Here is a 16,055-nt window from a genome sequence, read left to right as displayed (position 1 = left end):
GCCCGGGGGCAACGAACCTGATGGAATATCTAAAGACATGAGCGACCAACAACTCGACCCGCAAGCCCTGCAACAGGAAGAAAACTCCCTGATCGCCCTGCGCAAGGAAAAGCTGGCTGCCGAGCGCGCCAAGGGCAATGCCTTCCCGAACGACTTCCGCCGCGAAAACTACTGCGAAGATCTGCAGAAGAAGTACGCGGACAAGACCAAGGAAGAGCTGGCCGAGGCTGCAATTCCGGTCAAGGTTGCCGGTCGCATCATGCTCAACCGTGGCTCGTTCATGGTGATCCAGGACATGACCGGTCGCATCCAGGTCTACGTCAACCGTAAGACTCTGTCCGAAGACACCCTGGCCGCCGTGAAAACCTGGGACATGGGCGACATCATTGCCGCCGAAGGCACCCTGGCGCGTTCCGGCAAGGGCGACCTGTACGTGGAAATGACCAACGTGCGCCTGCTGACCAAGTCGCTGCGCCCGCTGCCGGACAAGCACCACGGCCTGACCGACACCGAACAGCGCTACCGTCAGCGTTACGTTGACCTGATCGTCAACGAAGACGTGCGCCAGACGTTCCGCGTGCGTTCGCAAGTGATCGCGCACATCCGCAGCTTCCTGATGAAGCGCGACTTCCTCGAAGTCGAAACGCCGATGCTGCAGACCATTCCGGGCGGCGCTGCGGCCAAGCCGTTCGAAACCCACCACAACGCGCTGGACATGGAAATGTTCCTGCGTATCGCGCCTGAGCTGTACCTCAAGCGTCTGGTGGTTGGCGGTTTCGAGAAAGTGTTCGAGATCAACCGCAACTTCCGTAACGAAGGCGTTTCGACGCGTCACAACCCTGAATTCACCATGTTGGAGTTCTACCAGGCTTACGCCGACTACGAAGACAACATGGACCTGACCGAAGAACTGTTCCGTGAACTGGCGCAGTTGGTGCTGGGCAGCACCGACGTGCCGTACGGCGACAAGGTGTTCCACTTCGGCGAGCCGTTCGCCCGTCTGTCGGTGTTCGACTCGATCCTCAAGTACAACCCTGAGCTGACCGCCGATGATCTGAACGACATCGACAAGGCGCGCGCCATCGCCAAGAAAGCCGGCGCCAAGGTGCTGGGCTTCGAAGGTCTGGGCAAGCTGCAGGTGATGATTTTCGAAGAGCTGGTCGAGCACAAGCTGGAGCAGCCGCATTTCATCACTCAGTACCCGTTCGAAGTGTCGCCGCTGGCCCGTCGTAACGACGAGAACCCGAACGTCACCGACCGTTTCGAACTGTTCATCGGCGGCCGTGAAATCGCCAACGCCTACTCCGAGTTGAACGACGCGGAAGACCAGGCCGAGCGCTTCATGGCGCAGGTGGCCGACAAGGACGCCGGCGACGACGAAGCTATGCACTACGACGCCGATTTCGTGCGTGCGCTGGAGTACGGCATGCCGCCAACGGCCGGTGAAGGCATCGGCATCGACCGTCTGGTGATGTTGCTGACCAACTCGCCGTCGATCCGCGATGTGATCCTGTTCCCGCACATGCGACCGCAAGCGTAAACGTTTCAGTTGAAAAGCCGCCTAAAACAGGCGGCTTTTTATTGCCTGTCTGGTACAAATGTATCAGTTGGTTACTTTTGAAATAGCAGAGGAAGTCCAGTCGTGATGGTTGCAATTGCTCAAGAAGGTGCAGCGGGTATCGCCACTGCGGTCGCTGAAAGTGTTCAGTACCAGGGCCGCAAGGCCAGCCGACAGGGCAGCGAGCAGCGTCGCCAGGACATTCTCGACGCGGCGATGCGCATTGTCGTGCGTGACGGCGTGCGGGCTGTGCGCCATCGCGCGGTGGCGGCCGAGGCGGGTGTGCCGCTGTCGGCCACCACTTATTACTTCAAGGATATCGACGACCTGCTCACCGATACCTTCGCCCAGTATGTCGAGCGCAGTGCGGCGTACATGGCCAAGCTGTGGATCAACAACGAAGGCCTGCTGCGCGAGATGGTGGTCAGCGGCGACGGCAGCCCCGAGTCACGCTCGCAACTGGCCGATAATATTGCGCGGCTGATGGCCGACTATGTGCACCGGCAACTGCTCAACCGTCGCGAGCATCTGATGGCCGAGCAGGCCTTCCGCCAGGAGGCGCTGCTCAACCCGCGTCTGGCGGATCTGGTGCGTTCGCATCAGCAGATTTTGCTGCAGGGCACCTGCCAGTTGTTCCAGGTGCTGGGCTCGCGCGAACCGCAGCAGGATGCCAAGGTGTTGACGGCGATTATCGGACGGATGGAATATCAGGGCCTGCTCAACGACGCCGAGCCTTTGGCCGAACAGGACATGCTCGGCATTCTGACGCGCTACATGCACCTGGTGCTCGCGTCGGTCTGACCCTCTGGGGGAAACACCTGACCCTGCGGGAGCGAGCTTGCTCGCGAAGACGGACTGACATTCAACATTAATGTTGGCAGTACCACCGCTTTCGCGAGCAAGCTCGCTCTCACAGGTTCAGTGGTGTATTCGAGGGCGGCGAATGTTCATAGGGAGTATTGAATGAAAGCCTGGCGTGGCGTGCTGATCGCCTTGTCGTTCCTGCTGCTCAGTGGCTGTCTGGTGACCTTCAAGGAGCCGCTGACCGCCAGTGACCCGGCGCCCAAGGGTCTGCTCGGCAAATGGTCGAGCACCAATGCCTGGGGCGAACCGATGAACCTTGAACTGACGCGCCTGGGCAACGACCGCTATCAGGCTGTCACGTACTTCAAGGCCAAGCCCCGCGAACGCGAAGCCTATGCGTTCACCGTTTCGCGCCACGGCAGCCGCTGGTATCTGTCGGCGAAAGTCCCGGCGCAGTACGGCGGCCATTACACCATCGCCGGTTTCGAGCTCACCGATAAACACGAACTGGTGATCTACAACCTCGATCTCGAACAGATCAATCAAGCGATCAAACAGAAAGCCCTCGACGGTCAGGCCTTCCAGACCGACGATGGCGACGGCGTGCAGGTCGACAGCAACCTGGACAAGGTCTTTGCTTACCTCGACGATCCGGCCAATTCCGATGTGTTCGTCGAAGCCGCGCGCTATCAGCGTCAGGCCCGCGCCAAATAATTCAGTTTTCTACAGGAGTTTCGGGTGGACGATTACCAGCAGACGATACGCACGCTGTCCGATCGCATTGTGCTGGCGCAGACACCGATCCGCGTCCTCGATGCGGTGAAGTGGGACGAAAACATCCGCAAGGGCTTTCTCAAGGCCAAGGGCAAGGAAATGCCGGCGGTGGATCGCGACTACTACCTCAATCGACCGCTGTCCTTCGATTCGAGCAAGGTCAAGCTGGAGTTCCAGAACATCGAGCGTGACATCACCCGTCAGCTCGGTCAGTTCAACCCGGTCGGGCAGATCATGCGCCGTATGTGCAAGGAATACCGCATGGTGGTGCGCATGCTCGAAGCGCGCGGCACCGAGGATTTCGGCCTGATCTCCCAGGAACTCTACGGCGCCGCCTCCGATGCGTTTCACGCCGGCGACCCGACCCTGGCCGACCTCGGCCTGATGATGTCCGACTACCTGAACAACATTGATGGCCGTGGCGACCTGAAGGACGAGCCGAAGATCCTCACCGCCAAGGATGCCGTGCACCTGCTGCAAACCCGTTTGAACAAGGTGTTCGGCGAGGCCGAGGAAACCATCCGCGTGTTCGAGTCCGACGGCATCGTGGCTGACGCGGCGGCAGGCGCCGACTACATCAAGATCCGCACCGACGCACTGTTCAACGATCGCGATGTGCGCGCACTGGAAGTCCACGAAGGCCTGGTGCACGTCGGCACCACGCTCAATGGCTTGAACCAGCCGATCTGCACTTTCCTGTCCAAAGGCCCACCGTCGTCGACGGTGACCCAGGAAGGCCTGGCGATTTTGATGGAGATCATCACGTTCGCCTCCTACCCGAGTCGCCTGCGCAAACTGACCAACCGCACCCGCGCCATTCATATGGTCGAGGAGGGCGCGGACTTCCTGCAGGTGTTCGAGTTCTTCCGCGAGCAGGGCTTTGAAATGGCAGAAAGTTACGGCAACGCCAGTCGCGTTTTCCGTGGCTCGACACCGACTGGTCTGCCATTTACCAAAGACTTGTCCTACCTCAAGGGCTTTATCATGGTTTACAACTACATTCAGTTGGCCGTGCGTAAAGGCAAGCTCGAGCAGATTCCGCTGTTGTTCTGCGGCAAGACCACGCTGGAGGACATGCGTACCCTGCGTCAGCTGGTGGATGAAGGACTGGTGGTGCCGCCGAAGTATCTGCCGGAGCAGTTCCGCGATTTGAACGCGTTGTCGGCGTGGATGTGTTTCTCCAACTTCCTCAATCACTTGAGCCTGGACCGGATCGAGGCGGATTACTCCAATATCCTCTGAGCCAGCATGCAAATCCTGTGGGAGCTGGCTTGCCAGCTCCCACAGGGTTATTTGTTTTTCTCTGGATCGTATTGCCAACTTCTGTTGCGAGGTTTCACCGGATGAGAATCCTCGGCATCTTTTGCCTGCTCCTGACCCTCGGCGGTTGCAGTTCGCTGTTGTTCTACCCCGAGCCCGGCCAGATCTTTACCCCGGAAAAAGCCAAGCTCGAATACCGCACCGTTACCCTGACCACCGCCGACGGCCTCAAGCTGAATGCCTGGTGGCTGCCGGCCAAACCCGGTGTCGAGGTCAAAGGCACAGTCCTGCACCTGCACGGCAATGGCGGCAATTTGCCGATGCACCTGGGTGGCAGTTGGTGGTTGCCGAAAAACGGCTATCAAGTGTTGCTGGTGGACTATCGCGGTTACGGATTGTCCGAGGGCGAGCCGAGCCTGCCGGCGATCTATCAGGACATCGACACCGCATTCGCCTGGCTCGACCAGGCGCCAGAGGTCAAAGGCAAACCGCTGATTCTGCTGGGGCAAAGTCTCGGTGGTTCGATGGCCGTGCATTGGCTGGTGCAGCACCCGGAGCGGCAGAAACAACTCAAGGCCTTCGTCCTCGACGGTGTACCCGCCAGCTATCGCAGCGTTGGCCAGTACGCCCTCAGTACCTCGTGGCTGACCTGGCCGTTCCAGGTGCCGCTGTCGTGGCTGGTGCCGGACGGCGACAGTGCAATCAATTCGATGCCGCAGCTCAAGGGCGTGCCAAAACTGATTTTTCACAGCATCGACGACCCGCTGGTACCGCTTGCCAATGGCATCCGTCTGTATCAGGCGGCACCGCCTCCGAGGGTGCTGCAGCTGACCCGTGGCGGCCACGTGCAGACCTTCGGCGACCCGGTCTGGCGTCAGGTGATGCTGCGCTATCTGGAAGATCCCGAACACTTCAATGGCCTGCGCCGTCTCGGCGAAATCCCGAATTATCCGCCACCTCCGAATTCTGAAGATGAGAGTCCGCAATGACTGAAGAACGTAACGCCATCCCGCTGATCATCACCGGTATCTGCAGCATCCTCGGCACCGTCGGGGCGCTGTGGTACTACGGCTACCTGCACTTCGCCAAGCCTGAGGATGCGTTGCTGCTCAACGAATTCACCATGCTCAAGACCGTGCCCGGCGAGGACTACAAAGTCTCGCTAGACCCGGCGCCGCAAGTCGCGCAGTGCATTGACGGGGTGCTGGTGCTGTTCGACACCGAGCAGAAAGGCCTGACCGGTGTGTTGATCAACGCGCAGAAAAAAGCCGTGCGCTGCATGGGCCAGGAGACGCCGCAGAAGCTGGAGCAGTGATTCTGCAGGTTCAGCCCTCACCCTGAGGCTGACCGAATTGTCTTTCGCTATACGCCGACCTGAAGGATTGTGTCGATTATGGATTCGGCCAGGCACTTTCAGGTCGATGTATTTCTGGGGCATCCCCCCTTCGGCTCCCTCTCCCTCGGGAGAGGGCTGGGGTGAGGGGCCGCAATTTCAGCTCCCACGAAAAAGCCCCGCCTGATCACTCAGGCGGGGCTTTTGCGTTACCGCGTGACGCTTAGTTCGAGCTGACCGCCGAACGTGGCATCACTGGCTGGTTGTCGTTGGAGATGGTCACCTCCACACGACGGTTCATCGCACGGCCGGAAACGCTGCCGTTATCGGCAACCGGGTATTCCTTGCCATAACCCTGAACCACGATGCGCGAAGGATCTACGCCCATCTTGATCAGCGCGACTTGTACCGAGGTCGCACGACGCTCGGACAGCGACTGGTTGTAAGAAGCCGCACCGGTGCTGTCGGTGTAACCCTCGACGATCACTTTGCGATCAGGGTTTTCCTGGAGGAACTGCGCCAGTTTATTGATGTTCACCAGACCGCTGGATTTCAGGTCAGCCTTGTTGGTGGCGAACAGCACGTCACCGAAGGTCACCAGGGTGCCGCGATCGGTCTGTTTGGCGTTGAGGCTGTCCTGCAGCTGTTTGATCTGCTGATCGCGAGCATCCAGACGCGCCTGGGCACGCTGGGCTGCGGCGTTCTTCAGGTTGTTTTCAGCGGTGCGCAGGGCGATGGTCTGCTTGGCCACTTCCACACGCTGGTTGGTCAGGTAGGCCAGCTGGTCAACCTTGGCCGCGTTTTCCTTGTCCAGGTAAGCCTTGTCGGCCTTGTCCAGGTAATCGCTGGCGTCTTTGGTTTCCAGGGCTGCGACTTTGCTGGCTTGTGGGTTGGCTTGCAGGCCGGCGTAGTTGGTGCGCGCCTGTTCCAGGTTCGGGTTAGGCGGGGTGGAGCAGGCAGCCAGGGCAACGCTTGCAGCCAGGAGAGCGGGGATCATCAGTTGCTTACGCATAATTTGTCGTCCTTTCTATCGTTAAAAGTTTCAGCTTTGCGATTCGGGATGCGCGCTTACTGCACGGTGCGCTGACTTTCCTGACGCAGTTCCTGAACACCTTTCTGGGAATCCTTCAGTGCCTGTTCGGCTTTCGCTGCCTGAGCCTTGCGTTCCGCTACGCGAGCGTCCCATTCGGCCTGCTCGGAGAGGGTGCGGGCTTCGTCATACTTCTTGTCGTGCATGGCGATTTCAGCTTGTTTCAGTTTGTCCTGCGCCTGCTTCATCTCGACGGCGGCGAATTCGGTACCACCGGCGCTCACGGCGCTGTTGACTGCCGACTGGGTCACGGCGTACTGCTCGGTCGGCGGGTTACCGGCGCAACCGGCCAGCACGAAGCTGGTGCCGATGGCCAGAGCAGCCAGTTTCAGACCGCGCAGGTGAGAGAACGAGGTTTGGGTCTTCATGGTCTTCAACTCCATTGTTTAACTCCTGATAAAACCGAAAATCCATCCTGGTCGAGGAGCCTAAAGCGTCGTATGAAAGCGCGTTTTTGAAACGCTCGTTCCAGGCGTGGTTACTCGTTCCGACCGGAGGCATTTTTCAAAAGTTCAGAAAAGATGGCCTATCGCCAAAAAAAACTTTGACCGAATGGACAAGGCCCTGGGACGGGAACTTTGGCGGAGGAGAGTGGTACGCGCGGGGGAAAACAACATGATTCTTGAGGGAAAATGCGGTTCTGTGGGAGCTGGCTTGCCAGCGATGGGGCCGTCAGATTCAACACGTCGGTGACTGAACGGACGCCATCGCTGGCAAGCCAGCTCCCACAGGTTTAACGCAATCGGGTGTCAGTGTTTCTGCTTGCCGGCAGTCGCCGAGAGGTCATGCAAATGACGGCGCGAAAGGGCCAGAAAACGCGGTGTAGGCCCGACATCCTCATACAGCGGATCACCTTCCTCATCTGTCGCCACCACTGTCGAACCCTTCACATAGGGCAGGCTCGCTTCAAACTCTTCGAGCGCCGCGCCGATTAGTTCGCCAAGCAGTTCTTCGACATGACGTTTGGGGTACATCTCGGTAATCGCTGCCAGACGCGCAGCGGCCTCAACGTCCAGATGAATCGCGTAGCCGGTGTCGGTCAGGCGACCTTTGGCGGTTTCTTCCCAATGCTGGGCGAGCTCACGGATTTTCATGATGACCTCATTTCGCACCTGCTCGTGGCAGGTCTGGGTGAGTGTCCGGCGTGGCCGGTGGCAAGCCGTTGTACGGCTTACTGTTGAGACTAGCTTTCGGTCACAAGGTTTAAAGTCCCTTCGTCGGCCTGCTTGTAAGAAGCGTCGCAGAGCGGCACTCTCTAGGTCATGCACTCGTTTCTAGGCCGCCCGGATTACCGCTGGAGAACTGCTGATGACCGATATTGATGCACGCTTGCGCGAAGATGTTCACCTGCTCGGCGAGTTGTTGGGCAACACCATTCGAGACCAGTACGGCGAGGCGTTTCTCGACAAGATCGAGCAGATTCGCAAGGGCGCCAAGGCCGACCGGCGTGGCTCGATGGACGCCGAGCTCAGCGCCAGCCTCAATCAATTGAGCGAAGACGAGTTGCTCCCGGTGGCGCGGGCGTTCAACCAGTTTCTCAATCTGGCGAACATCGCCGAGCAGTATCAGTTGATCCATCGTCGCGAGGAGTCGCAGCCGGCGCCATTCGAATCCCGTGTGCTGCCGGAACTGCTGGCGCGCCTGCGCAACGAAGGGCACAGCGCCGAATCCCTGGCCCGGCAACTGGCGCGCCTGGAAATCGAACTGGTGCTGACCGCGCACCCGACCGAAGTGGCGCGGCGCACGCTGATTCAGAAGTACGACGCGATTGCCGCGCAACTGGCCGCTCAGGATCATCGCGACCTCACCAGCGCCGAGCGCGAGCAGATCCACACTACCTTGCAACGGCTGATCGCCGAAGCCTGGCACACCGAAGAAATCCGCCGTACGCGGCCGACGCCAGTGGACGAGGCCAAGTGGGGGTTCGCGGTGATCGAGCATTCGCTGTGGCAGGCGATCCCCAACCATATGCGCAAGGCCGACAAGGCGTTGCATGAAGCGACGGGCCTGCGTCTGCCGCTGGAAGCTGCGCCGATACGCTTTGCCTCGTGGATGGGCGGCGACCGTGACGGCAACCCCAACGTCACTGCGGCCGTGACCCGTGAAGTGTTATTGCTGGCGCGCTGGATGGCTGCCGATCTGTACCTGCGCGATGTCGATCATCTGGCGGCCGAGTTGTCGATGCAGCAGGCCAGTGATGCATTGAAAGCCCGGGCCGGCGACAGCGCCGAACCTTATCGCGCAGTGCTCAAGCAATTGCGCGAACGCCTGCGCGCCACCCGCAACTGGGCGCAGGCCTCGCTGACCGCGCCGACCCCGGCCCCCGCCGACGTACTGCACAACAACCGCGATCTGCTCGATCCGCTGGAGTTGTGTTTCAACTCGCTGCACGAATGCGGCATGGGCGTGATTGCCGATGGCCCGCTGCTCGATTGCCTGCGCCGCGCAGTGACCTTCGGCCTGTTTCTGGTGCGCCTCGATGTGCGTCAGGACTCGTCGCGCCATAGCTCGGCGATGACCGAAATCACCGATTATCTGGGCCTGGGGCGCTACGAAGACTGGGACGAAGAGCAGCGCATCGGCTTCCTGACACGGGAACTGAGCAACCGTCGTCCGCTGTTGCCGGCGCATTTCAAACCCTCCGCCGATACGGCGGAAGTGCTCAATACCTGTAAGGAAATCGCCGCCGCACCGGGCGCGTCACTGGGGTCCTACGTGATCTCGATGGCCGGGGCTGCATCCGATGTGCTGGCGGTGCAACTGCTGCTTAAAGAAGCCGGTGTGCTGCGACCAATGCGTGTCGTGCCGTTGTTCGAAACCCTCGCAGACCTCGACAACGCCGGCCCGGTGATGGAGCGTCTGTTGCTGCTGCCGGGTTATCGCGCGCGCCTGCAGGGCCCGCAGGAAGTGATGATCGGCTACTCCGACTCGGCGAAGGACGCCGGCACCACTGCTGCCGCGTGGGCGCAATACCGGGCGCAGGAACGTCTGGTGGAAATCTGTCGGGAGCAACAAGTCGAACTGCTGCTGTTCCACGGTCGCGGCGGCACTGTCGGCCGAGGCGGTGGTCCGGCCCACGCGGCGATTCTCTCGCAGCCGCCAGGATCGGTGGCGGGGCGCTTTCGCACCACCGAGCAGGGGGAAATGATTCGTTTCAAATTTGGCCTGCCGGACATCGCCGAGCAGAACCTCAATCTGTATCTGGCTGCCGTGCTCGAAGCAACGCTGTTGCCACCACCACCACCGACGCCCGAGTGGCGGCATCTGATGGACGAGTTGGCGGCGGACGGGGTCAGCGCCTACCGTGCGGTGGTGCGGGAAAATCCGCAGTTCGTCGAGTATTTCCGCCAGTCCACGCCGGAGCAGGAGTTGGGGCGTCTGCCGCTGGGCAGTCGTCCGGCCAAGCGCCGTGCCGGTGGCATCGAAAGTCTGCGGGCGATTCCGTGGATCTTCGGCTGGACGCAGACGCGATTGATGTTGCCCGCGTGGCTCGGCTGGGAGTCGGCGCTGAGCAAGGCGCTGGAGCGCGGTGAAGGTCAATTGCTCGGGCAGATGCGCGAGCAGTGGCCGTTCTTCCGCACGCGCATCGACATGCTGGAAATGGTCCTGGCCAAGGCTGACGCGGACATCGCGCTGTCTTACGACCAGCGTCTGGTCGAGTCGGACTTGCTGCCGTTGGGCGCGCAGTTACGCGACCTATTGTCGCAGGCGTGTGCGGTAGTGCTCGGCCTGACTGGTCAGTCGCAACTGCTGGCACATAGCCCTGATACGCTCGAATTCATCCGTCTGCGCAACACCTACCTCGACCCGCTGCATCTATTGCAGGCCGAACTCCTGGCGCGTTCGCGGCAGCAGAATGTCGAGCAGGGCAGCCCGGTGGAACAGGCGTTGCTGGTGTCTGTGGCGGGGATTGCCGCCGGTTTGCGAAATACCGGCTAAGGTTTTTTCCGTAGGATGCGGCAGCCGATGCATGCCTCGGCTGTCGTTTGCTGCACAGGGGAAATGTGCCACCAGGCGACAGTTAATGATGGGGTTGCGACTTGGGTCACCGTGTCGCAAGGTCGCGGCGGGCGTCGGTTTCTCCGACTTTTGGCGTCTTGTGTGGGCGCAGCCTGCTGTGTATCTTGATCAGCCTTTGGCCGTTTGTGTGGCCACGACCCGTATTTTCAGGATTCGCCGCCAAGTAGCGAATCCTTTGTTTTGTAAAGCTTTTATATAAAAAATTGAGGAGCACATCGATGCGCGTCATTCTGCTGGGAGCTCCCGGGGCCGGTAAAGGTACTCAGGCAAAGTTCATCACCGAAAAATTCGGCATTCCGCAAATCTCCACTGGCGACATGCTGCGTGCTGCGGTCAAGGCCGGTACCGAGCTGGGCATCAAGGCCAAGAGCATCATGGATGCCGGTGGCCTGGTGTCGGATGACCTGATCATCGCGCTGGTCAAGGATCGCATCGCTCAAGCTGACTGCGCCAACGGCTTTCTGTTCGACGGCTTCCCGCGCACCATTCCGCAGGCCGAAGCGCTGGTGACTGCCGGTGTCGAACTGGACGCCGTGGTTGAAATCGCCGTTGAAGACGAAGAGATCGTGCAGCGTATCGCCGGTCGTCGTGTGCACGAGGCCAGCGGCCGCGTTTACCACATCGTCTACAACCCGCCGAAAATCGCTGGCAAAGACGACATCACCGGTGAAGAACTGGTACAGCGCAAGGACGACACTGAAGAAACCGTGCGTCATCGCCTGTCGGTCTACCATTCGCAGACCAAGCCGCTGGTGGACTTCTACCAGAAGCTGTCCGCTACCAATGCCGGCAAGCCGAAGTACAGCCACATCCCGGGTGTCGGTTCGGTTGAAGCCATCACCGCCAAGGTACTTGAGGCGCTGAGCTGAAAAAGCTGATTCTGCTGCATCATCCACGGCCCGCTTGCGGGCCGTAGTTGTTTATACTGACGCACCTTTTTCCCACCTGTTTTGGATACATCAATGAGCACCTTGCTGGCCCTGGACACCGCGACTGAAGCTTGCTCCGTTGCCTTGCTGCATGACGGCAAGGTCACGAGCCATTACGAGGTGATCCCGCGCCTGCATGCGCAAAAGCTGTTGCCGATGATCCAGCAACTGCTGGCCGACGCCGGCACCACGCTGCAAGCGGTGGACGCCATCGCGTTCGGTCGCGGCCCGGGTGCATTCACCGGTGTGCGGATCGCCATCGGTGTAGTGCAGGGGCTGGCGTTTGCCCTCGACCGTCCGGTGCTTGCGGTGTCGAACCTGGCGGTGCTGGCGCAACGGGCTCATCGCGAGCACGGCGTCAGCCAGGTTGCAGCGGCCATTGATGCGCGGATGGATGAAGTGTATTGGGGCTGCTACCGCGAGACTGCCGGCGAGATGCGTCTGGTCGGTGCCGAAGCGGTGTTGCCACCCGAGGTTGCAGCGCTGCCGCAAGACGCCAGCGGCGAGTGGTTCGGTGCCGGTACCGGTTGGGGCTACGGCGAGCGTATTGCCGTCAAACCGAGCGGTTCCGATGCGGGCATGTTGCCCCATGCCGAAGACTTGCTGACCCTGGCGCGCTTCGCCTGGGAGCGCGGTGAGTCGATCCCGGCCGATGACGCGCAACCGGTTTACCTGCGCGACAAAGTCGCCACCCCCAAGGCTCGCTGATCAATCAAAACGGCGAGGTCCATTGTGGCGAGGGAGCTTGTTCCCTCGCGACAAAAACACTCACCCGCAATTCAGTGCCTTATTCCAAATCCTGCCAATCGTCAGTTTCCAACCCCATGCTTTAAACCTTTTGCGCTTTATGTGTTCTAGTTATCACTCGGCGATTTGCTAAGTCGGTCAGGTGCCGCTAAATTGCCATCATTGATACCGAGCATGAATTTATGCGTATAGACGGCGTTTCCTCTCAGTCCTATCCCATCAAGCGCAAGCCTCGCAAAGGCAATGTGGCGCTGGATGAATCCGTCGACGATATCGACGGCGAGCTGGAATTCCCGACTGAAGAGCAACTGGCCGCCCGTGCTGCCAAAGCCTCGGCACAACGCCTGAGCAATCTGCCTGCCCGTCAGCAAGACATGATTTATCACCGTGCGATGAAAAAGAGCGTAGCGATGGCCTTGGCCAGTTACCTGAGCACCGCCGGTTTTGTCGATTGGGATGCAGACGTGCTGGGCCTCGATTTGTACATCTGATGGCGCTGCCTTACTACCTCGGTTGCCCGTCCTGGAGCGAAAATGCCTGGCGCGAGTATCTGTACCCGGTAGACGCGAAAACCTCTGACTTTCTCGGTCTCTATTCCCAAGTGTTCAACGCTGTGGAAGGCAACACGACCTTCTACGCCAGCCCGTCGCCGGCCACCGTGCAGCGCTGGGCCGAGGTCATGCCCGAGCACTTTCGCTTCACCGCCAAGTTCCCCGGCGACATCAGCCACAGCGGTGACCTGCGCGAGCAACTGACCGCCGCCGAAACCTTTTTGCAGTTGATGCAGCCGCTGGGCGGACGCGTCGCGCCGTTCTGGCTGCAACTGTCGAAAAGCTTCACGCCGCAGCGTCTGCCGGAATTGGCGGGGTTCATTGATGCGCTGGATTGCCCGCTGGCGGTGGAAGTGCGTCACGAGCAGTTCTTCGCCAAGGGCGAGAGTGAGCGCCTGCTCAATCGTCTGCTGCTCGACCGTGGCGTCGAACGCATCTGCCTCGATCCGCGGGCGCTGTTCAGTTGCCTGTCGACCGAATCTTCGGTGATTCACGCGCAGTCCAAAAAGCCCCGTGTGCCGACGCGCCCGGCAGCCTTCACGCAGTCCCCGCAAGTGCGCTTCATCGGGCATCCCGAACTCGAAGCCAACGATCCCTTCCTCGTGCCGTGGGTAACAAAAATCGCCGAGTGGATCGAAGAGGGCCGCACGCCTTATATCTTTCTGCACACCGCCGACAACCTGCTGGCGGCGAAACTGGCGCAACGTTTTCACACGCAATTGATGCAACGTTTGCCTGGCCTGCCATCGCTGCCTGAGCTATACAGAGAACCCGCCGCCGAGCAACTTGGCCTGCTCTGAGGCGGTTTTTTCTGCCCAGGAGCCTGCCGATGGACGCCCAAGCCCGCGAAGAACAAGCCCGTAAAGCCCACGCTTTCAAAGCCCTGCATGAACGGCCGGGCATTTTCGTCATCCCCAACCCATGGGATGCGGGCTCGGCGAAGATGCTCGCCAGTCTCGGCTATCAGGCCTTGGCCACGACCAGCGCCGGTTACGCGTTTTCCCAAGGCAAGGCCGATGGTGCGTTGACGCTCGATGAGACCCTGGCCAACGTCCGGGCGATTGTCGCGGCCACGGATCTGCCGGTGGCGGTGGATCTGGAAAACGGCTTCGCCGATGACCCGCTCGAATCCGCCAACAGCCTGTTGCGTGCCGCCGAGGCCGGCGCAGTGGGTGGTTCGATCGAAGACGCCACAGGCCGCGTCGACGCGCCCATCTATTGCTTCGAACACGCGGTGGCGCGCATCGAAGCCGCCGTCGCCGCCGTGCGCACGCTGCCTTTTCCCTTCACCCTGACCGCCCGTGCGGAAAACTACTTGCACGGCCATCCCGATATCAACGACACCATCCGCCGTTTGCAGGCGTTCGCCGAAGCCGGTGCCGACGTGCTGTACGCGCCAGGTTTGCGCAGTGCCGAAGAAGTGTTGGCAGTGGTGCGTGCGGTGGCGCCGAAGCCGGTCAACGTGTTGATGTCCGGCGGTTTGAAGTTGACGGTGCAGGAACTCGAAGAAATGGGCGTGCGGCGCATCAGCACCGGTTCGGCACTGGCACTGGCCGCGTTCGGCGGATTCTTGCGCGCCGCTGAAGAGATCCAGCAAACGGGCACCTTCGGGTTTACTTCGCAGTCGATGCCCTACGCCCAGGCCAATCAGTTTTTCAAAGGCTGAACGTGGGACGCTGGTTTGCGCTGAGTGTGCTGCTGCTGATTGGCGGTGCGATGGTCAGTGTCTGGCGTGGCTGGCTGGATGTGCCAGCCGAGTGGAATCCGTGGGCGCCGCTGGATGTGAAGGCAGTCCCCAACTGGCTGACCGGCTACAAACTGATGCGCTTGCGCAGCGATCCCGAACTCTGTGCACAGGCGCTGAGCAGCTCTGGACTGCGTGTCACACGGCAATCCGACAGCCCCGGTGCCAAGTGTCCGCTGATCGGCGCCTTACGCGTGCAGGGCGGCGAGGTCGCGTTGAGCAGCAGTTTCCTCGCCAGTTGTCCGCTGGCGGTGGCCTACGCTTTGTTTGAGCGCCACACCCTGCAACCCGTCGCTCAAGCCGTTTACGGCGAGAAACTCAGCCGTCTCGATCACCTTGGCAGCTTCGCCTGCCGCAATGTCTATAACCGTGAGAGCGGCGCACTCAGCCGGCATGCCAGTGCCGATGCGCTGGATATCGCCGGATTTCGTCTGGCCAGCGGGCGCAGCATCAGCGTCCTCAAGGACTGGCCAGGGCAAACTCGCGACGCGCAGTTTCTACGCCAGGTGCGTGACGGCGCCTGTGAGGCGTTCAGTGTGGTATTGAGCCCGGATTACAACGCCGCTCACCGTAATCACTTTCATGTCGATGTCGGGCGCTGGAGCGTGTGTCGCTGAGGGTCAGGCGGCGAGGCGCAGGTTCTGCAGAACGATCGGGCGGGCCCAGCCGTTATCGAAGTCCAGCGCCTTCTGTTGCTCGGCGATTTCTTCTGGCGGGAATGGCGGGAAAGGCTTTTGCAGCAGATCCAGATCGAACTCGGCAATCGGCAGGTACAGCGGCTTCTTCTGCGGGGCCGGACCAGGCTCTGGTGTTGGCTGGCCGTTGTTGATCACGATCGGGCGTACCCAGCTGCTGTCGAAATCCTGCTGCTCTTGCTGAGCCTTGAGCTCTTCAGGCGGGAACGGCGGGAACGGCTTGTCCAGCAATTCCATTTCGAATTCGGCGATCGGCAGGAACAGCGGCTCCGGCGGACGCACTTCGGTTTCGACCACATCGCATTCGCGCTGGCTGATGATGTGCGCGTGCAGTTCGCTGCCCAGGGTCGGTTCTTCAGGGCTGCTCAGGTCAACCGGGGGGAATGTGCCGCAGGCGGGTACCACTTCACTCGTCTGTTCCGCCAGCGCCTGGGCAAAGAAATCCTGCCACAGGTGACTGACGCCGCTCAGTGCTTGAGTGTTTTGACGGCTGAAGTCGCCATGGGGCGAAATGTAGCCAATCGATGTGGGAAGAATGCCTGACATTTTT

Annotated in this window: 18 protein-coding genes; 13 read left to right on the top strand and 5 right to left on the bottom strand. The window is 60.6% G+C overall.

Annotation, left to right across the window (positions count from 1 at the left end):
- The first annotated feature begins 37 nt into the window (after positions 1 to 37).
- The 6 genes from lysS to K5Y35_RS02025 all read left to right on the top strand — a co-directional run bounded on the left by lysS (position 38) and on the right by K5Y35_RS02025 (position 5,711).
- The gene (lysS, locus tag K5Y35_RS02050) at positions 38 to 1,540 is read left to right on the top strand and encodes a lysine--tRNA ligase (protein WP_003222049.1); all 1,503 of its coding nucleotides are present in this window, start codon (positions 38 to 40) and stop codon (positions 1,538 to 1,540) included.
- Between the two features lie 105 nt (positions 1,541 to 1,645).
- On the top strand, positions 1,646 to 2,359 hold the full coding sequence (locus K5Y35_RS02045; protein WP_123465016.1) for a TetR/AcrR family transcriptional regulator: 714 nt from the start codon (positions 1,646 to 1,648) through the stop codon (positions 2,357 to 2,359).
- 162 nt (positions 2,360 to 2,521) lie between these two features.
- Positions 2,522 to 3,076, top strand: coding sequence for a hypothetical protein (locus tag K5Y35_RS02040; protein ID WP_222833574.1), 555 nt, complete (start codon positions 2,522 to 2,524; stop codon positions 3,074 to 3,076).
- 24 nt (positions 3,077 to 3,100) lie between these two features.
- Positions 3,101 to 4,378, top strand: a complete 1,278-nt coding sequence (locus K5Y35_RS02035; RefSeq protein WP_123465022.1) for a flavohemoglobin expression-modulating QEGLA motif protein — start codon at positions 3,101 to 3,103, stop codon at positions 4,376 to 4,378.
- 101 nt (positions 4,379 to 4,479) lie between these two features.
- Positions 4,480 to 5,385 carry an alpha/beta hydrolase gene (locus K5Y35_RS02030; protein ID WP_222833573.1) on the top strand — a complete coding sequence of 302 codons (906 nt, stop codon included), beginning with the start codon at positions 4,480 to 4,482 and terminating at the stop codon, positions 5,383 to 5,385.
- Complete coding sequence (locus tag K5Y35_RS02025) at positions 5,382 to 5,711, top strand: hypothetical protein (RefSeq protein WP_064586153.1); 330 nt, start codon at positions 5,382 to 5,384, stop codon at positions 5,709 to 5,711. The genes K5Y35_RS02030 and K5Y35_RS02025 overlap by 4 nt, the downstream gene beginning before the upstream one ends.
- A gap of 241 nt (positions 5,712 to 5,952) precedes the next feature.
- Here the strand turns inward: K5Y35_RS02025 and K5Y35_RS02020 are convergent, their stop codons facing one another.
- The 3 genes from K5Y35_RS02020 to K5Y35_RS02010 form a co-directional block, all read right to left on the bottom strand.
- Positions 5,953 to 6,741 carry an OmpA family protein gene (locus K5Y35_RS02020; RefSeq protein ID WP_085712811.1) on the bottom strand — a complete coding sequence of 263 codons (789 nt, stop codon included), beginning with the start codon at positions 6,739 to 6,741 and terminating at the stop codon, positions 5,953 to 5,955.
- A 56-nt stretch (positions 6,742 to 6,797) separates the two neighbouring features.
- Positions 6,798 to 7,202, bottom strand: coding sequence for a DUF4398 domain-containing protein (locus K5Y35_RS02015; protein ID WP_025112229.1), 405 nt, complete (start codon positions 7,200 to 7,202; stop codon positions 6,798 to 6,800).
- Positions 7,203 to 7,568: 366 nt separating this feature from the next.
- Positions 7,569 to 7,913, bottom strand: a complete 345-nt coding sequence (locus tag K5Y35_RS02010; RefSeq protein WP_123465026.1) for a pilin assembly protein — start codon at positions 7,911 to 7,913, stop codon at positions 7,569 to 7,571.
- A gap of 214 nt (positions 7,914 to 8,127) precedes the next feature.
- Here K5Y35_RS02010 and ppc point away from each other — a divergent pair, with 214 nt between their 5' ends.
- Positions 8,128 to 10,758: a phosphoenolpyruvate carboxylase gene (gene ppc, locus K5Y35_RS02005; RefSeq protein WP_123465028.1), complete on the top strand. Its 2,631-nt coding sequence runs from the start codon at positions 8,128 to 8,130 to the stop codon at positions 10,756 to 10,758.
- Between the two features lie 106 nt (positions 10,759 to 10,864).
- Here ppc and K5Y35_RS02000 read toward each other — a convergent pair whose 3' ends face one another.
- Positions 10,865 to 11,068 (bottom strand): hypothetical protein, encoded by a 204-nt coding sequence (locus tag K5Y35_RS02000; protein ID WP_128615721.1) that lies wholly within the window; start codon positions 11,066 to 11,068, stop codon positions 10,865 to 10,867.
- On the opposite strand from K5Y35_RS02000, the gene adk reads away from it, so the two are divergent.
- The 6 genes from adk to K5Y35_RS01970 all read left to right on the top strand — a co-directional run bounded on the left by adk (position 11,058) and on the right by K5Y35_RS01970 (position 15,427).
- On the top strand, positions 11,058 to 11,708 hold the full coding sequence (gene adk / locus K5Y35_RS01995; RefSeq protein ID WP_123465030.1) for an adenylate kinase: 651 nt from the start codon (positions 11,058 to 11,060) through the stop codon (positions 11,706 to 11,708). The genes K5Y35_RS02000 and adk overlap by 11 nt on opposite strands.
- Positions 11,709 to 11,801: 93 nt before the next feature.
- Positions 11,802 to 12,476, top strand: a complete 675-nt coding sequence (tsaB, locus tag K5Y35_RS01990) for a tRNA (adenosine(37)-N6)-threonylcarbamoyltransferase complex dimerization subunit type 1 TsaB (RefSeq protein ID WP_128615720.1) — start codon at positions 11,802 to 11,804, stop codon at positions 12,474 to 12,476.
- A gap of 221 nt (positions 12,477 to 12,697) precedes the next feature.
- Positions 12,698 to 13,006 carry a hypothetical protein gene (locus K5Y35_RS01985; protein ID WP_123465034.1) on the top strand — a complete coding sequence of 103 codons (309 nt, stop codon included), beginning with the start codon at positions 12,698 to 12,700 and terminating at the stop codon, positions 13,004 to 13,006.
- Complete coding sequence (locus tag K5Y35_RS01980) at positions 13,006 to 13,866, top strand: DUF72 domain-containing protein (RefSeq protein WP_123465036.1); 861 nt, start codon at positions 13,006 to 13,008, stop codon at positions 13,864 to 13,866. Before K5Y35_RS01985 ends, K5Y35_RS01980 begins: the two co-directional genes overlap by 1 nt.
- Before the next feature lie 29 nt (positions 13,867 to 13,895).
- Complete coding sequence (locus K5Y35_RS01975) at positions 13,896 to 14,732, top strand: oxaloacetate decarboxylase (protein WP_123465038.1); 837 nt, start codon at positions 13,896 to 13,898, stop codon at positions 14,730 to 14,732.
- A gap of 2 nt (positions 14,733 to 14,734) precedes the next feature.
- The gene (locus K5Y35_RS01970) at positions 14,735 to 15,427 is read left to right on the top strand and encodes an extensin family protein (protein ID WP_261991231.1); all 693 of its coding nucleotides are present in this window, start codon (positions 14,735 to 14,737) and stop codon (positions 15,425 to 15,427) included.
- A 3-nt stretch (positions 15,428 to 15,430) separates the two neighbouring features.
- Here K5Y35_RS01970 and K5Y35_RS01965 read toward each other — a convergent pair whose 3' ends face one another.
- Entirely contained in the window at positions 15,431 to 16,051 is a 621-nt protein-coding gene (locus K5Y35_RS01965; RefSeq protein ID WP_222834428.1) for an energy transducer TonB, read from the bottom strand.
- Positions 16,052 to 16,055 lie beyond the last annotated feature (4 nt).

Origin of the sequence: Pseudomonas sp. SC3(2021), assembly GCF_019856535.1 — a bacterium.
Classification (GTDB): Bacteria; Pseudomonadota; Gammaproteobacteria; order Pseudomonadales; family Pseudomonadaceae; genus Aquipseudomonas; species Aquipseudomonas monsensis.
The sequence above is the reverse complement of the archived record's forward strand: the minus strand, read 5'-3'. Positions and strand labels throughout refer to the sequence as shown.

What these genes read in the sequence shown, in the direction of transcription:
- lysS (WP_003222049.1), top strand. Translation starts at nt 38, where the DNA reads ATGAGCGACCAACAACTCGACCCGCAAGCCCTGCAACAGGAAGAAAAC.
- K5Y35_RS02045 (WP_123465016.1), top strand. Translation starts at nt 1,646, where the DNA reads ATGGTTGCAATTGCTCAAGAAGGTGCAGCGGGTATCGCCACTGCGGTC.
- K5Y35_RS02040 (WP_222833574.1), top strand. Translation starts at nt 2,522, where the DNA reads ATGAAAGCCTGGCGTGGCGTGCTGATCGCCTTGTCGTTCCTGCTGCTC.
- K5Y35_RS02030 (WP_222833573.1), top strand. Translation starts at nt 4,480, where the DNA reads ATGAGAATCCTCGGCATCTTTTGCCTGCTCCTGACCCTCGGCGGTTGC.
- K5Y35_RS02025 (WP_064586153.1), top strand. Translation starts at nt 5,382, where the DNA reads ATGACTGAAGAACGTAACGCCATCCCGCTGATCATCACCGGTATCTGC.
- K5Y35_RS02020 (WP_085712811.1), bottom strand. Translation starts at nt 6,741, where the DNA reads ATGCGTAAGCAACTGATGATCCCCGCTCTCCTGGCTGCAAGCGTTGCC.
- K5Y35_RS02015 (WP_025112229.1), bottom strand. Translation starts at nt 7,202, where the DNA reads ATGGAGTTGAAGACCATGAAGACCCAAACCTCGTTCTCTCACCTGCGC.
- K5Y35_RS02010 (WP_123465026.1), bottom strand. Translation starts at nt 7,913, where the DNA reads ATGAAAATCCGTGAGCTCGCCCAGCATTGGGAAGAAACCGCCAAAGGT.
- ppc (WP_123465028.1), top strand. Translation starts at nt 8,128, where the DNA reads ATGACCGATATTGATGCACGCTTGCGCGAAGATGTTCACCTGCTCGGC.
- adk (WP_123465030.1), top strand. Translation starts at nt 11,058, where the DNA reads ATGCGCGTCATTCTGCTGGGAGCTCCCGGGGCCGGTAAAGGTACTCAG.
- K5Y35_RS02000 (WP_128615721.1), bottom strand. Translation starts at nt 11,068, where the DNA reads ATGACGCGCATCGATGTGCTCCTCAATTTTTTATATAAAAGCTTTACA.
- tsaB (WP_128615720.1), top strand. Translation starts at nt 11,802, where the DNA reads ATGAGCACCTTGCTGGCCCTGGACACCGCGACTGAAGCTTGCTCCGTT.
- K5Y35_RS01985 (WP_123465034.1), top strand. Translation starts at nt 12,698, where the DNA reads ATGCGTATAGACGGCGTTTCCTCTCAGTCCTATCCCATCAAGCGCAAG.
- K5Y35_RS01980 (WP_123465036.1), top strand. Translation starts at nt 13,006, where the DNA reads ATGGCGCTGCCTTACTACCTCGGTTGCCCGTCCTGGAGCGAAAATGCC.
- K5Y35_RS01975 (WP_123465038.1), top strand. Translation starts at nt 13,896, where the DNA reads ATGGACGCCCAAGCCCGCGAAGAACAAGCCCGTAAAGCCCACGCTTTC.
- K5Y35_RS01965 (WP_222834428.1), bottom strand. Translation starts at nt 16,051, where the DNA reads ATGTCAGGCATTCTTCCCACATCGATTGGCTACATTTCGCCCCATGGC.